Origin of the sequence: Terrabacter sp. Soil811 (genome assembly GCF_001429655.1) — a bacterium.
GTDB lineage: Bacteria > Actinomycetota > Actinomycetes > Actinomycetales > Dermatophilaceae > Terrabacter.
The window spans coordinates 1-14386 of the sequence record NZ_LMSX01000010.1 but is presented as its reverse complement, the minus strand read 5'-3'; the positions used below and the strand labels follow the sequence as shown (position 1 = coordinate 14386).

Here is a 14386-nt window from a genome sequence, read left to right as displayed (position 1 = left end):
CCGCGCCGCTCTGCTGCGTCCTCACCCGAGGTTGTGGTCGAAGTCCATCCGGTGGGTGCCGTCGGAGTCGACCGTGAGGCGCACCGAGCCCTCGATGTCGGCGAGCTCCTCGGTCCCGCTTCCGGGGACGATGAGGCCGTACTCGTTCGCGCGGTCCGCGCCGCTGGTCGAGGCCGCGTGCACGAAGTTGAAGGCGCCGTGGCGCCCGGCGACCGTGCCCTCGAAGGACTCGAGGGCGACGTACGTGCCGACACCGGAGGTCTGGTCGAAGGCCGACGTGAACTGCGTGACGCTGCGCCCCTCGACGTCACCGGCATACGTCTTGCGCATCCGCAGGTGCCCGGTGGGCAGGGCCGTCGTCACGTCCGGGACGTAGTCGGTGACGTCGAAGTCGGACGTCGTGAAGGTCGAGCTGCTCAGCATGCGCGCATCCGGTTGTTGCGCGGCTGGTGCTCCACCTCGGCGAGACCGAGTTCCTCGAGCAGGGGAGGCAGGTACATGCCGACGCGCCCTCGGTAGCCCTTGCGCAGGCCGTACCAGCCACCGACCGGGTTGGTCTCCGACCGCGCCCAGGCCTCCACCGTGCCTTCCTTGGCCGGCTTCTGCTCGTCGGCGGCCCCGAGCGGGACCCAGTCACCCTGCTCCCTCAGCCACGCGTGGAGGTCGTCGACGACCCGAGCGTCGTAGGTCAGTCGCGTCGAGCCCACCTGGCAGACGAGCTGCGGCGGCTCAGTGTCGTCGGCGCGGTGCATCGTGTACTCCGAGGTGCCCGGCGGGGTGCGCAGGACCCATGGGTCGTCGGTGCTTCCGGTCCCGCTCACGGGGATCCTCCTGGCTCGGGGTCGTCGTCCTCACCCTTTGTACTCCCGCGTCGTCAGGATGGCGTCAAGATCGCGTCAGGACGCCCGGTGCCGGGCCTCTCGCCCGGAGCGGCGGGTGTTGCGTGGAGTCATGACCACTGACTGGCTCGCCGAGCACCGCGCGCCGACGCGAGGGGCGGCCCTGCTCCTGCCGATCGTCGTGGGTGCCGCCCTCGGCCTGTTCCGCGACGGGATGAACCAGAGCACCGCCGCCATGGTGCTCGTCCTCACGGTCGTCGCGGCCGCCGCCACGGGCGACCGGGTCGCCGGTGTCGCCGCGGCGCTCGCGGCCGCCGGTGCCTTCGACTTCTTCCTCACGGAGCCGTTCTACTCGCTCTCGATCCACCACCGGGACGACCTCGAGCTCGCCCTGGCGCTCGTCGTCGTGGGCCTGGCCGTCACCGAGATCGCGCTGTGGGGGCGTCGCCAGCAGGCCGCCGCCCAGCGCCGGGACGGCTACATCTCCGGCTTGACCCAGCTGCTCGACCTGCCGCCCGACACGACCGAGCAGGCCCGGTCCGCAGCCATCGCGACCGCGATCACCACGGTGCTCGGTGCCGACCGCTGCACGTGGGACACGGGTCACCCCCGCTGGAACGACGCCGTCATCGGGGCTGACGGCCAGGTGACGACGGGAGGACGACGGCTCCCTGTCGAGCGCACCGGGCTGCCCACCGACGGTTACACGGCGGTCGTCGTCCGTCGCGGCACCGACGTCGTCGGTCACTTCCGGGTGACCGCGTCGACCCACGTCGTGCGGCCCACCCCGGAGCAGCTGAGGGTCGCCGTGCTCCTAGCGGACCGGATGGCGAACGCACGAGCGCCGCGGCCCGCCACCGAGGAGGGGATGGCGGGACGCGGCGCAAGCGTGCGGAGGCGAGGAGCCGGCATCGTCGGCGACCCGTTCGCAACCCCTGAGTAACCTAGGGGCCCGCGCGAGTCCGTTGGGTAAAGAGACGGTCAGGAATTCCTGAGACCGGGCTGGGAAACGACGGAATCAGTCGACCTGTGACCTCAGCCACGCGATATCGGCCGTCTGGCCCTCGAGTCCGCCCGGTGTTTCGCACACGACGGGCGCCCCTGCCGCGCGGATGACGCCAGCGAGAGCCTCGCCGGCGATGTGCCCGGAGCCGAAGTTCGTGTGGCGGTCGGCGCCCGAGTCGAACTCGTCGCGCGAGTCGTTGGCGTGGACGAGGTCGATGCGCCCGGTGATGGCGCGCACCTCGTCGACGACGGTGCCGAGGTCGTTGCCGCCGGCGTGGGCGTGGCAGGTGTCGAGGCAGAAGCCGACCTGGTCGCTGCCGGACGCCGAGCCGATGGCGTCCCAGAGCCGGGCGATGGCCTCGAGCCGGCGGGCCATGGCGTTGTCGCCGCCCGCGGTGTTCTCGATGAGGAGCGGCACCGGCAGGTCGAGGCCGTCGACGCACTTGCGCCAGTTGTCGAAGCCCGTGGCGGCGTCCTCGTCGGCGCCGAGGTGGCCCCCGTGCACGATGACGCCCTTGGCGCCGATCTCGGCCGCGGCGGTCAGGTGCTGCTGGAGCAGCTTGCGGCCTGGGATGCGGATGCGGTTGTTGAGGCTGGCGACGTTGATCGGATAGGGCGCGTGGACGTAGAGGTCGATGCCCGCGGCCTCGGCGTCGGCCTTGAGCGCTGCCGCGCCACCGGCATACCGGATCACGGGGCCCTTGTAGCTCTGCGGGTCTCCGAGGAAGAGCTGCGAGAGTGACGCCCCGCGCGCCTTCGCCTCCGCGATCGGGTCCTCCTGGTCGACGTGCGCACCGATGTGTAGAGCCATGTCGCCAGCGTATGCCGCCCGGCCGACACCGATTTCGCGCGGCCGTGTCGAGACGGCGCGGGCCCGTTCGACGTGAGGGCATGACGACGACTTCGCGGCCCCAGACCCTGTCCACCTCGCGGCCGACCCGCCGGCAGTGGGTCGCCCTCGGGGTCCTGGCCCTGACGGCCCTGCTCCTCTCGCTCGACGTCAGCGTCCTCTACCTCGCGCTGCCCGAGCTGTCCGCCGACCTCGGCGCCACGACGACCCAGCAGCTGTGGATGCTCGACATCTACTCCTTCGTCCTCGCCGGCTTCCTCGTGACGATGGGCGCGCTCGGTGACCGCATCGGGCGCAAGCGCCTCCTGCTCATCGGCGCGGTGGCCTTCGGCGTCGCGAGCGCGGCGGCCGCCTACGCCTCGAGCCCCGGTCAGCTGATCTTCTGGCGCGCGATGCTCGGCATCGCCGGCGCCACGCTCATGCCGTCGACGATGGGCCTGATCCGGACGATCTTCACCGACGAGAAGGCGATGATGACGGCGATCGGCGTCTGGTACTCGTGCTTCATGGGTGGCATGGCCGTGGGTCCGCTCGTCGGCGGCGTCCTGCTCCAGCACTTCTGGTGGGGCTCGGCGTTCCTGCTCGGCGTCCCGTTCATGCTGCTGCTCGTCGTCGTCGGCCGTCGCGTCCTGCCGGAGTCCGACCGGCACGCCGGCGCCCCGGTCGACGTGGTCAGCTCGGTCCTGTCGCTCGCCGCGATCCTGCCGGTCATCTACGGCTTCAAGGAGATCGCCCGCGGCGGCGACACGACGACGGCCCTCCTGACGATGTCGGTCGGGTGCGCCCTCGGCCTCGTGTTCGTCCGTCGTCAGCGGCGCATCGCCAACCCGCTCGTCGACCTGACGCTCTTCCGCAGCCGCGCCTTCTCGACGGCGCTCGCGGTGATGCTCGTCGGTGGCGTGGTCATGGCCGGTGTGTCGTTCCTCAGCTCGCAATGGCTGCAGCTCGTCGCGGGCCTCGACCCGCTGGGCGCCGGCCTCACGATGCTCCCGGCCAACATCGCCCTGCTCGTCGGTGCGTCCTCGTCGGCGCGGATCGCCCACCGGCTCGGCACGGCGCGCACCATGGCCACCGGCCTGCTCGTCTGCGCCGCGGGTCTCGCGCTCTACACGCAGGTCGGCCCGGCCCAGGGCCTCGGCCTGCTCGTCTTCGGCATGTGCCTGACCTCCTTCGGGATCATGCTCCCGTCGACCCTGACGATGGGGGTCATGATGCAGTCGGCGCCGCCGGAGCGCGCCGGGTCGGTCGCCTCGATGTCCGAGACGTCGGGTGAGTTCGGGATCGCCGTCGGCATCGCCGGGTTGGGATCCCTCGCGACGTTCGTCTACCGCGACCAGCTGGCGCCGTATGCCGCCGCGCACGGCGGGAGCGCCGCCGCCGCCCCGCTCGACTCCCTCGCCGGCGCCGTCCGCACGGCGACGGCCCTGCCGGCCGAGGCCGCCCGCGGCCTCGTCACCGCGGCCCAGGAGGCGTTCACGGCCAGCCTCGCCGTCGTGTCCGGCGTGGGCGCCGCCCTCTTCGTGGCCTGTGCGGTCATCGCCCTGCGGGTGCTGCGCTCGCGCTGATCGCCCAGGGTTGCATAACCTCGCCTTATGTAGTGCATAATGCAGGGATGAGTTCCTCGCGCTTCCCCGCCGTCGTCGACGAGATCACGGTCCGGCTCATCGCCGCCGTCGTGCTCGTCATCGGCGTCGTCGCCCTCGCGACCCAGCAATGGTGGCTCTACGCCGTCCTCGCCGTGGACTTCAGCCTGCGGGCCACGCTCGGACCCCGGGTCAGCCCGATCGCCCGGCTCGTGCAGCGGTGGATCCGACCCGCCGTCTCCGCGCCGAAGCGACCGACGGCTGGTCCGCCCAAGCGGTTCGCGGCGGCCATCGGTGCGGTCATGACGGTCGCCGCGACGGCGCTCTGGGTCATCTCCCTCGTCACCGGCTCCACGGGCGTCATCGTCGCCGTCGTCGTCATCGGCGCCATCATGGTGCTCTTCCCGGCGCTCGAGTCGATCCTCGGCATCTGCGTCGGCTGCATCCTCTTCTCGGGCCTGATGCGCCTCGGCGTCATCCCCGAGGAGGTCTGCCTCGAGTGCGCCGACATCACGAAGCGTCGTGAGCGCCTCGTCGCCGAGCGCGCGGGCCAGCAGGCGGCCTGACCCTCAGTCGGCGGCCTGACCCTCAGCAGGCGGTCTGACCCTCAGTCGGCGGCCTGACCGTCAGCCGGCGGCGGCCCGCAGCTTCTCGAGCAGCGGCCCGGCGGCCTCGTCGAGGAAGCGCGCCTGGGCGTCCCCGCCGATCTGGACCAGGGCGATGTCGGTGAAGCCCGCCTCCCAGTAGGGGCGCACGGCCTCGACGATCGCGTCGAGGTCGGGCCCGCACGGGATCGAGGCCGCGACGTCCTCGGGGCGCACGAACTGTGTGGCACCGGCGAAGCCGGCCGGGGTGGGCAGGTCGGCGTTGACCGACCAGCCGCCGCCGAACCAGCGGAACTGCTCGTGGGCCCGGGCCACCGCCGCGTCGCGGTCGTGGTCCCAGCTGATCGGGATCTGGCCGATGGCGCGGGCGCCGGAGCCGATGCGCTCGGCGCCGTCGGTGCGGTTCCACGTCTCGACGAGCTCCGCCTCAGGCTGCACCGCGATCATGTGGTCGGCGAGCGGGGCGAGCCGCTCGATCGACGCGTCGCCGCTGACGGCCACGGCCACCGGGACGAGGATGTCCGGCAGGTCCCAGATGCGAGCCGAGTCGACGTCGAAGTACTCGCCGTGGTGGGTCACGAGCTCGCCGGAGTGCAGCTGGCGGATGATCTCGATGGCCTCGACGAGCATCTCCTGGCGGGTCACGACGCCGGGCCAGCCCTCGCCGACGACGTGCTCGTTGAGGCTCTCGCCGCTGCCGAGGCCCAGCGTGAAGCGGCCGTCGGAGAGCAGCTGCATCGTCGCCGACTTCTGCGCGACGACGGCCGGGTGGTAGCGCATCGTCGGGCACGTCACGTAGGTCATGAGCTCGAGGCGCTCGGTGGCCTGCGCCACGGCGCCGAGCACCGACCACGCGTACGGCGCGTGCCCCTGCTCCGTGAGCCAGGGGGAGTAGTGGTCGCTCGAGACCGCGAGGTCGAAGCCGACCTCCTCGGCGCGCACCGCCCAGCGGACGAGGTCCTTGGGGCCGCTCTGCTCGGTCATCAGGGTGTATCCGAAGTTCGTCACGCAGGGGACCTACCCATTCTCGAGGCACTGCGTGTACAAGGTCTGTCCACAGTTGTGGACAGCTCTGTGGATCGTGGCCCGTCGCGTCAGGACGGGCGGTGCCTCCCGAGGAAGGTGCGGATGGCCTCGCGGGGCCGGTCGCGCAGCTCGGTGCCGTGCGTGAACGCAGCGACGTCGTAGTCGAGCTCGCCGAGCAGGTGAGCGGTCTGCTGGGTCAGGCGGAAGTCGGTGCAGAAGGACTTGACGGGCCAGCGCAGGCCCATGACGTTGAAGATCGCGTCGCCCGTGATGAGCGTGCGCGACTCCTCGTGGAGCAGCGAGACGTGCCCGGGGGAGTGCCCGGGAGTGTGCACGACCCGGAGGCCGCCGGCGATGGGGAGCACCTCACCGTCGGTCATCTCGCGCTCGACGGTGAGCGGCTCGAAGTCGCGGCCGGGCCGGGAGAAGCGGTCGAAGAGGCGACCGAGCAGGAAGGTGCGGTCACGCGGCGGCGAGGACCCCTCGACGGCGTATGCCGCGTCGTCGTGGTGGATCGTGAAGCCGCGTCCCGTCTCGCGGGCCACGTGCGCCGCCCCGCCCGCGTGGTCGGGGTGGGCGTGGGTCAGCAGCAGGCGGGTGACGTCGGCGGGGGCCGCCCCGATGGCGCCCAGGGCCGCGATGACCTTGGGCCCCGAGCTCGACAGGCCCATGTCGACGAGCGTCACCTGGCCGTCGTCGTCGCGCAGGATGAAACCGTTGACGAGGTCGCGCACGAGCGGGATGCGCCAGACGTTCGGCGCGAGGGGAACCACGAGGTCCTTGGCCATGGGCCGACCCTAACGGCGACCGGTGCCGCGCGCCCGGGCTGTCGAACGTCGGGTGAGAGGCAGCCGCTCTGCGGGTAGGAGCCGAGGGTGGCGGTCGACGCCACCCAGAGCAAAGGAGGGCCACATGGCCAAGCGAGTCGCATTCCTCGTCGCGAGCGAGGGCATCGAGCAGGTCGAGCTGACCGAGCCGTGGAAGGCCGTGACCGACGCCGGGCACGAGGCCGTCGTCGTCAGCCCCGAGGCCGGTGAGGTGCAGATGTTCAACCACCTCGACAAGGCGGACACCAAGGCCGTCGACGTCACGGTCGCCGACGCGACGGTCGAGGACTTCGACGCGCTGGTGCTGCCCGGCGGGGTCGCCAACCCCGACAACCTGCGCACGCACGCCGACGCCGTGGCGCTCGTGCGCGACTTCGTCGCGTCCGGCCGTCCCGTCGCCGCGATCTGCCACGCGCCGTGGACCCTCATCGAGGCCGACGTCGTCAAGGGCCGCCGTCTCACGTCCTGGCCGAGCCTGCAGACCGACATCCGCAACGCCGGTGGCGAGTGGACCGACGAGTCCCTCGTCGTCGACGGCAACCTCATCACGAGCCGCAACCCCGACGACCTGCCCGACTTCTGCGGCGCCGTCGTCGAGGTGCTCGAGCACGGCTCGGCTGCCGCCACGGCCGCACCCTCCGCCTGAGGGCCCAGCCTGGGGCTCAGCCGAACCCGTGGCGGGCCAGCGGGTGGAGCAGCTCGCGCTCCTCGTAGGCGAGGTGTGACAGGAGCGTGTCGGTGAGCAGGTCGAGGGCGCGCTGGATCTCGTCCAGCGCGTCCTGGCCGGCCCGGCCGTAGGACTCGCTCCCGACGAGCCCGACGAGGGCGTCGTCGACCTGCTCGAGCACGTCCGAGATGACGTGGTGCTCCTCCTCGAGCCGGTCGATGACCGGGCCGAGATCGGGCTCGGCGCCGCGCAGGTGCACGAAGATGCTCCGGTCCTCGAGGGTGTGGTGTCCGGTGACGAGGCGGCAGTACGTCTCGCAGTAGGCGCCGAGAGTCCAGTTGTTCTGCCGCATCGCCATCGTGTTGATGACCGACCGTGCGGCCCCGGTCGATATCGCGCCGCGGCGCACCTGGCCGACGATGTCGCGCAGCTGGGCCAGCTCGCCCCGCAGGTGGTCGTGCACGTCGACGAGGTGCTGCGGGACGGCCTGCTCGGCGGCGGAGTATGCCGCGTGCTCGGGCTTGGCGGTCACGGGACGGTCGTCCTCCCGCCAGGGGAACGTGGGGCTGAGCCGGACCCCGTCGTCCGGTGTCGCGCGGACCGTGAGTGGGGCGCCGTCGATCGGGGTCGCGGAGGCTGGCGGGGCCGAGGGCTCGGCCGCACCGACCCCACCGACGCCGGCGCCGGCGGCGCGGCGGGCACGTTCGGCGTCGACGAGGTCACGCACGGCTGGGGCGACCTCGACGGCATACCGCCGCACGACGTCGGGGTCGTCTGTGCCGAGGACGAACGTGCTCATGCCGTCAGCAAGGGCGAGAGCCGCCAGCTGCTCGGCCCAGTCGTCGGCCGTGCCCCGGAGGAAACCACCGCCCGTGCCGAACGAGCCGAAGACGTTGTACATCCGGCGGATCGCCTGCGGGCCGCGACCGGCCCGGTCGGCGGCCTCGTCGATGACGGCGTTCATCCCCGGGAGGGCCTCGGGGTCGGCGTAGCCCATGCTCGGCAGCCATCCGTCGGCGAGGCCGGCGGTGACCCGCAGCATGCGCGGCTTGTAGGCACCGAGCCAGATCTCGACCGGGTGCACCGGGAAGGGGCCGGCGTGCATCCCCCTCACCGAGTAGTGCTCGCCAGGCAGGGTGACCGACCGCGCGCCCGGCTGGTCGGGGTCCTGGCCCCAGACGCCGCGGATGATCCGGATCGCCTCGACGAGCGCGTCGACGGCCTCCCCGGGTGTGCGGCGCTCGCCGCCGGCCGCGACGATCGCGTCCCAGAAGGCGCCGGTGCCGAGACCGAGCTCGGCACGGCCGCCGCTGATGACGTCGAGGGTCGCGATGTGCTTGGCGAGCCCGACCGGAGGCCGGAGCGGCAGGTTGGCGACGTTGGCCGCGACGCGGATCGAGCTCGTGCGCGCCGCGACCGCCGTGAGCAGGGTGGAGGTGTCGAGGTGCTTGGCGTTGTAGGGGTGGTCCTGCACCGTGAAGAGGTCGAGGCCCACGACGTCGGCCAGCTGCGCCAGCTCGAGCGTCTCGTGCACCCGGGACGCGTCGGGGCTCGCGAACACCCCGAAGTGGAGGTCGTGCAGGTAGTCCATGGGTCAGGGTGGCATACGCTCCGGGCCATGAACGGGGACGACGCTGCCGTCGAGGCGCTGCGGGCGCTGATCCGCATCCCGACGGTCTCCGACTGGGACCCGGCGCGCGAGGACCGTGCCGTGTTCGAGGCGCTCCTCGCCGAGCTGCGCGAGCGCTTCCCGCGGCTGCACGCCGCGTGCGAGGTCGAGCGCATCTGCGGCGACGCCCTGCTCGTGCGCTGGCCGGGCCGTACGCGGGAGCCTCCGGTCGTGCTCATGGCGCACCTCGACGTCGTCCCCGTCGACGACGCGTCGGTGTGGACGCACCCACCGTTTGCGGCAGAGGTCGCCGACGGGCACGTCTGGGGCCGTGGGGCGCTCGACTGCAAGGGGTCGCTCGTCGCGACCTGTCAGTCGATCGAGGAGCTCATCACCGAAGGGGTGACCCCGGGCCGGGACGTGTGGCTCTCGTTCGGCTGCAACGAGGAGGTGTCGGGGCGCGCCGCCAAGGACGCCGTCGCGATCCTGCGCGGGCGAGGGGTCGAGCCGTGGTTCGTCATCGACGAGGGCGGCGCCATCGTGCAGGGCGCGCTCCCGGGGGTCGACGCGCCCATGGCCGTCATCGGCGTCTCCGAGAAGGGCACGGTCGACGTCGATCTCATCGCGCGGGGCGACGGGGGCCACGCCTCCGCGCCGCGTCGGATGGGCGCGACGAGCCGGCTGGCCCGCGCGATCCTGCGCCTCGAGCGGAAGCCCTTCCCGAGCCACCTGGCCGACGCCACCGTCGACATGCTCGAGCGCGCCGGCGCCCATGCGCGTATGCCGTATGCCGCGGTCTTCGGTCGGGCGCGCCTGCTGCGGCCGGTGCTCTCCCGGGTCCTCCCGCGGCTGGGGCACGAGACCGCGGCGCTGACCCGGACGACCGTCGCCGTGACCCAGCTCTCCGGCTCGCCGGGCGCGAACGTCATAGCCGCGACCGCCCGGGCCCACGTCAACATGCGGGTCATGGTGGGCGAGACCGTCGACGGCGCCCTCGAGCGGATCCGCCGCACGGTCAAGGACCCCCACGTCGAGGTGACGCTGGTCAGCGGCGACGAGCCGAGCCCGGTGTCGCCGACGGACGACACGGCATACGCCCTCCTCGAGTCGACGGTGGGGGAGGTGTTCCCCGGGACGGTGGCGGTGCCGTACGTCATGCTCGCGGCCACGGACTCACGCCACTTCCACCGCGTCTGGCCGCGCGTCTACCGCTTCACGCCGTTCCGGATGACCGACGCGCAGCGCTCCTCGATCCACGGCGTCGACGAGCGCATCGGCGTCGCGGACCTCCACGACGGCATCGCGTGGTACCGCCGCCTCATCGAACAGCTCTAGTCGAGTCAGCTTGAGAGAGAACGAGATCCGTATGTCAGACAGCACGGCCGTCTCCGACGCCGCCCGGGCCGTGGCCCGCAGCCCGATCACCAAGGTCGTCGGCTTCCTCATCTGCGTCGAGCTCGCGAGCGGCGTGCTGCAGGGCTACTACACCCCGATCTTCACCGACATCGCGCGGCACCTGTCGATCAAGGACGCCGACGTCAACTGGTTCGAGGCCGCCCAGCTCATCGTGTCGGCGCTCGTCGTGCCGCTCCTCGCGCGGCTCGGCGACCTCATCGGGCACCGCAAGGTGCTCCTGCTCTCGACGGTCGTCACGGCGGTGGCCTCGTGGGGCGTCGCCTTCGCGCCGACCTTCGGTCTCTTCCTCGTGGCGTGGGCGATCCAGGGCTTCTACGTCGTGTGGCTCCCGATGGAGGTCGCGATCATCCACCGCCGGACCGGCGGCTCCGAGCGGCGCGTCCGCGGTGCCGCGGGACTGCTCGTGGCCGGGCTCGAGCTCGGGGTCATCGCCGGCGCCCTGACGAGTGGCGCCCTCGCCGAGTCGCTCGGCATGACCGCCCTGCTCGCGCTGCCGGCCGTCGTCGTGACCCTGGCTCTCGTCGCGATCTGGTTCGGCGTCGAGGAGTCTCCCGTGCTCGCCCACGGCACCGTCGACTGGCGCGGCTTCTGGCTCATCACCCTCGCCCTCGGCCTCGTCATGGGTGGCCTCGTCATGCTGCGCGTCCTCGGGCCGGGGAGCCCGTGGCCGTGGGTGCTCGTCCTGCTCGGCGCTGCCGCCTTCGTGCCGTTCGCACGGGCCGAGCTCGCCCACCCGGAGCCGCTCGTGGACCTGCGCATCCTCGGGGCGCGTGGCCAGTGGCCCGTCCAGGCGACGGCCTTCCTCTTCGGCGTCTCGGTGCTCGGCGCGCAGATCCCGCTGTCGACCTTCGCGCGCACCGACCCGGCCGTCACCGGCTACGGCCTCGGTGCCTCGGCGGGCAAGGTGTCGATCATCATCGGCGGCTACGTCCTGTCGCTCGCCGTCGGGGCCCTGCTGCTCCACCTGCTCGCGCACCGGACGGGGACACGGGTGGCCATGGTCGTGGCGGCGCTCCTCGTCGCGGTCGGCTACCTGCTCTTCCTGCCCTTCCACGACACCCTCGCCCAGACGATGACGAACATGGTCATCGCGGGGCTCGGGTCCGGAGCGCTCGTCGCGGGGCTGCCCACGGCCGCGGCCGCGCAGGCGCCACCGACCCACACCGGCCTGACGACGGGGATGACGAACACGACCAAGACGATCGGCGGAGCGTTCGCCTCGAGCGTCTTCGCGATCGCGCTCGCCTCGACGGGCACGGTCGACGCAGAGGCGACCGCCCACGCGTCACTCTCCGGCTACCTCACGGTGTGGGCGATCTGCGGTGTCACAGCCCTCGTCGCAGCGGTGTTCCTGGCCGTCGTGCGACCGGTCAGCGACCGGTCCGCTGTCTCTGCGCCCGGCTGAGCACGTCACCGGCCACCTGGGTGACGGGCGCGCCACGCTGCTCCGCCTCGGTGATGAGCAGCTCATAGGCCGTCGCCATGTCGATCCCCTCCAGGTGTGCGAGGGCCCCCTTGGCCTGCTCGATGACGACCCGCCCGAGGAGGGCCTCGCGCAGGGACTCGGTGATCCGGCGCTGGTCGACCGACTGGCTCTGCAGGATGACGATCGTCGACATGTCGGTGAACGCCTGGGCCATCTCGCACTGCGCGTCGTCGAGCGCGGCATCGCTGCGGGTGAAGACGTTGAGGGCGCCGAGGGCGCGGCCGTGCCACAGGAGGGGGAAGGCGTGCACCGCGGCGAAGCCGGCCCGCACGATCGCCTCACCCGCGATCGGCCAGCGCAGCTGGATGACGCTCCCTCCGAGGGCGACGACCGGAGCGGCCGACCGATGGCACTCGACGCACGGGCCCTCGTCCTGACCCACCTGCAGGGCCTCGAGCTCGGCCACCCCGTGCGACGTCGACACGAGCAGCTCGAGGGAGTCGTCCGGCGCCTGCACGATGAGACCCATCGCATCGACGCCGAGGGAGGACGAGCCGTCGCGCAGCAGGCGCGTCAGCAGGTCGGTGACGTCGTGGCTGTCGACCATGGCGGCCGTGGCCTCGGCGAGGACCTGGCTGGTCGATTTCGGGTTCATGCGGGGTCCTTGGTCGTCGGGCCCGTGTCGGTGAAGTCGAGAGTACGGTCGAGCACGAGCGCTGCGATCGCCTCTACGGTCGTGTCCTGCGCGTAGGCGTGGGCCCGGATGACCGCCATGGCGTCCACCGGTGTGACCCCCAGCTGCGCGACGACCATCCCGACGGCCTGGTGCACCTGCTGGCGGACGACCCACGGCCCGACGTCGTCGGTGAGCAGTGCGTTGTGGCCGAGCAGGGCGGCACCCACGGCGTCGGCGAGGAACTGGGCCACGACGGGGTCTCCCGCCACGGCCTCGGGCGACTCGTCGTAGACGATGACGACACCGAGGGAGCGGTCGTCGGGTCGCATCGGTGCGGCACAGACCCAGAGCTCGCCCAGCTCCTGACGCGCCGTCGCCGAGAAGTGCTCCCACGGCGTGGGCTGTCGCAGGTCGGCGGTCACGACACGGCGCGAGGTGAAGGCGTCCCACCCGGGGCCCTCGCCCAGGACCTCCTGGAGTCCGTCGAGCCGCGCGGCCGTGGGGTCGGTCGCGCAGAGCGTCAGGCGGTCGGGCTGGTGGTAGCCCAGCGTGATCGCGGCGCCGGCGCCGCCGAAGACGTCGACGAAGGCGTTGCACAGGCGGGCCGGCAGGGGGAGGCGGTCGACGTCGCGCGCGATGCCCCGCGTCAGGGCCGCGAGCATGGCGGCGCGGTGGCGGGGGTCGGGACCGACGTACTCATCCGTCATCGGAGGCCAGCCTTGCCGGGCTGGACTCCGTGGCGTGCCCTGGCGTGTCACGCACGGTGAGACGCTCCTCTGAGGGGGTGGTGGTCAGGCTCCTGCCGCGACCACTCCTGAACTCTACGCGCCCGCTGTCAGCGCATCTCACTCCCCGAAGCAGCGGCGGCGCGGCCCCGGTGGTGGTGTCATGGGAGCCATGGACATGCCGAAGCACGGCGACGAGGCCAAGGCCCACTTCCGCGGTCTCGTCAGCGAAGGGCCCGGTGTCGAGGTCAAGCCGATGTTCGGCAGCCTCGGGGCCTTCGTCAACGGCAACATGTTCGCCGGGCTCTTCGGCGAGGACGTCGGGGTCAAGCTCGATCCGGCCGGGCTCGAGGAGCTGAGGGCGCTGCCGGGCAGCGGACCGTTCGGTCCGGCCGGGCGTCCCATGGGCGGCTACCTCTCGCTGCCGCCTGGCCTCGACGACGTTGCCCTGACCGCGTGGGTCGACCGCGCCCGCGACCACGTCGCGACGCTCCCGCCGAAGGTCACGAAGCCGAAGAAGTAACCGGGTGGCCTCCAGCGACTCCAGGCACGCCGGCGATGCCGAGTCGGCCATACGTTCGGAGCTGCGCGCGCTCCTCGGTGACGATTCCGGGGTCGAGCTGCGCCCGATGTTCGGCACCCTTGCCGCGCTTGTCGACGGGCACGTCTTCGCCGTCGCGCTGGACGACGTCATCGGGGTGAAGCTCGACCCGGGTGCTCGGGCCGAGCTCGAGACCCTGCCCGGCTCGGAGGTCCTGACGATGGGCAGCCGGCGGATGACGGCGTACCGCAGCCTCCCCGCAGGCATGCCGTCCGCTGAACGCCACGTCTGGCTCACGCGGGCGCGTGACCATGTCGCGACCCTGCATTCCTGACCCTGCCTTCCTGACCCTGCGTTCCTGACGCGGCGCGGCCCACTCAGAAGGGTGGTGGGTCGTGCGCGCCGAGGTGGCGATGGCCTGAATCGCCCTGCGACGGTGGGTGATCGGTTGACGTGGTGGGGCTGCCCCGTCCTGCCGGTGGGGCTAGGCCGTCGCGCCAGTTCTTGGGGTGGGTGGTGTAGGTGCGGCCGGTGAGGGTGGTCCAGGTGAGGCCGTCGTCGGGGGTCGGGGTGGAGGTCCAGATGCCGTCG

Annotated in this window: 16 protein-coding genes and 1 pseudogene; 8 read left to right on the top strand and 9 right to left on the bottom strand. The window is 72.2% G+C overall.

Annotation, left to right across the window (positions count from 1 at the left end; all coding sequences use genetic code 11):
* Nucleotides 1-21: 21 nt before the first annotated feature.
* Both ASH01_RS17320 and ASH01_RS17315 read right to left on the bottom strand, forming a co-directional pair.
* Nucleotides 22-423 carry a DUF3224 domain-containing protein gene (locus ASH01_RS17320; protein WP_056778790.1) on the bottom strand — a complete coding sequence of 134 codons (402 nt, stop codon included), beginning with the start codon at nucleotides 421-423 and terminating at the stop codon, nucleotides 22-24.
* Complete coding sequence (locus tag ASH01_RS17315; protein WP_056778779.1) at nucleotides 417-821, bottom strand: DUF6855 family protein; 405 nt, start codon at nucleotides 819-821, stop codon at nucleotides 417-419. The genes ASH01_RS17320 and ASH01_RS17315 overlap by 7 nt, the downstream gene beginning before the upstream one ends.
* A gap of 130 nt (nucleotides 822-951) precedes the next feature.
* Between ASH01_RS17315 and ASH01_RS17310 the strand changes: the two genes are divergently transcribed.
* Nucleotides 952-1782, top strand: a complete 831-nt coding sequence (locus tag ASH01_RS17310) for a DUF4118 domain-containing protein (protein WP_056778771.1) — start codon at nucleotides 952-954, stop codon at nucleotides 1780-1782.
* Nucleotides 1783-1857: 75 nt separating this feature from the next.
* Here the strand turns inward: ASH01_RS17310 and ASH01_RS17305 are convergent, their stop codons facing one another.
* Entirely contained in the window at nucleotides 1858-2655 is a 798-nt protein-coding gene (locus tag ASH01_RS17305) for a deoxyribonuclease IV (RefSeq protein ID WP_056778768.1), read from the bottom strand.
* A gap of 80 nt (nucleotides 2656-2735) precedes the next feature.
* Here ASH01_RS17305 and ASH01_RS17300 point away from each other — a divergent pair, with 80 nt between their 5' ends.
* Nucleotides 2736-4259 carry an MFS transporter gene (locus tag ASH01_RS17300; RefSeq protein ID WP_056778765.1) on the top strand — a complete coding sequence of 508 codons (1524 nt, stop codon included), beginning with the start codon at nucleotides 2736-2738 and terminating at the stop codon, nucleotides 4257-4259.
* A gap of 47 nt (nucleotides 4260-4306) precedes the next feature.
* On the top strand, nucleotides 4307-4843 hold the full coding sequence (locus ASH01_RS17295) for a DUF4395 domain-containing protein (protein ID WP_056778762.1): 537 nt from the start codon (nucleotides 4307-4309) through the stop codon (nucleotides 4841-4843).
* A gap of 60 nt (nucleotides 4844-4903) precedes the next feature.
* Here the strand turns inward: ASH01_RS17295 and ASH01_RS17290 are convergent, their stop codons facing one another.
* Together ASH01_RS17290 and ASH01_RS17285 are read right to left on the bottom strand one after the other, a co-directional pair.
* Nucleotides 4904-5890, bottom strand: a complete 987-nt coding sequence (locus ASH01_RS17290; protein WP_056778759.1) for an LLM class F420-dependent oxidoreductase — start codon at nucleotides 5888-5890, stop codon at nucleotides 4904-4906.
* Between the two features lie 86 nt (nucleotides 5891-5976).
* Nucleotides 5977-6696: an MBL fold metallo-hydrolase gene (locus ASH01_RS17285; RefSeq protein ID WP_056778756.1), complete on the bottom strand. Its 720-nt coding sequence runs from the start codon at nucleotides 6694-6696 to the stop codon at nucleotides 5977-5979.
* A 124-nt stretch (nucleotides 6697-6820) separates the two neighbouring features.
* On the opposite strand from ASH01_RS17285, the gene ASH01_RS17280 reads away from it, so the two are divergent.
* Entirely contained in the window at nucleotides 6821-7381 is a 561-nt protein-coding gene (locus ASH01_RS17280) for a type 1 glutamine amidotransferase domain-containing protein (protein WP_056778753.1), read from the top strand.
* A gap of 16 nt (nucleotides 7382-7397) precedes the next feature.
* On the opposite strand, the gene ASH01_RS17275 is transcribed toward ASH01_RS17280, so the two are convergent.
* Nucleotides 7398-8993, bottom strand: coding sequence for an LLM class flavin-dependent oxidoreductase (locus ASH01_RS17275; protein ID WP_056778750.1), 1596 nt, complete (start codon nucleotides 8991-8993; stop codon nucleotides 7398-7400).
* Between the two features lie 27 nt (nucleotides 8994-9020).
* Between ASH01_RS17275 and ASH01_RS17270 the strand changes: the two genes are divergently transcribed.
* Both ASH01_RS17270 and ASH01_RS17265 read left to right on the top strand, forming a co-directional pair.
* Nucleotides 9021-10346, top strand: coding sequence for a M20/M25/M40 family metallo-hydrolase (locus ASH01_RS17270; RefSeq protein WP_056778747.1), 1326 nt, complete (start codon nucleotides 9021-9023; stop codon nucleotides 10344-10346).
* 31 nt (nucleotides 10347-10377) lie between these two features.
* Nucleotides 10378-11832 carry an MFS transporter gene (locus ASH01_RS17265; RefSeq protein ID WP_056778744.1) on the top strand — a complete coding sequence of 485 codons (1455 nt, stop codon included), beginning with the start codon at nucleotides 10378-10380 and terminating at the stop codon, nucleotides 11830-11832.
* Here ASH01_RS17265 and ASH01_RS17260 read toward each other — a convergent pair.
* Both ASH01_RS17260 and ASH01_RS17255 read right to left on the bottom strand, forming a co-directional pair.
* Nucleotides 11798-12508 carry a GAF and ANTAR domain-containing protein gene (locus ASH01_RS17260; protein WP_056778742.1) on the bottom strand — a complete coding sequence of 237 codons (711 nt, stop codon included), beginning with the start codon at nucleotides 12506-12508 and terminating at the stop codon, nucleotides 11798-11800. The two genes, ASH01_RS17265 and ASH01_RS17260, sit on opposite strands and share 35 nt — an antisense overlap.
* Nucleotides 12505-13236, bottom strand: coding sequence for a GAF domain-containing protein (locus ASH01_RS17255; protein WP_056778739.1), 732 nt, complete (start codon nucleotides 13234-13236; stop codon nucleotides 12505-12507). The genes ASH01_RS17260 and ASH01_RS17255 overlap by 4 nt, the downstream gene beginning before the upstream one ends.
* Nucleotides 13237-13426: 190 nt before the next feature.
* Between ASH01_RS17255 and ASH01_RS17250 the strand changes: the two genes are divergently transcribed.
* Both ASH01_RS17250 and ASH01_RS17245 read left to right on the top strand, forming a co-directional pair.
* Nucleotides 13427-13777: a TfoX/Sxy family protein gene (locus ASH01_RS17250; RefSeq protein ID WP_056778736.1), complete on the top strand. Its 351-nt coding sequence runs from the start codon at nucleotides 13427-13429 to the stop codon at nucleotides 13775-13777.
* 4 nt (nucleotides 13778-13781) lie between these two features.
* A complete protein-coding gene (locus ASH01_RS17245; RefSeq protein WP_056778733.1) occupies nucleotides 13782-14129 on the top strand; it encodes a TfoX/Sxy family protein in 348 nt (115 codons plus the stop codon).
* A 43-nt stretch (nucleotides 14130-14172) separates the two neighbouring features.
* Here ASH01_RS17245 and ASH01_RS23700 read toward each other — a convergent pair.
* Nucleotides 14173-14386, bottom strand: a pseudogene (locus tag ASH01_RS23700) (HNH endonuclease signature motif containing protein); the annotation flags it as partial.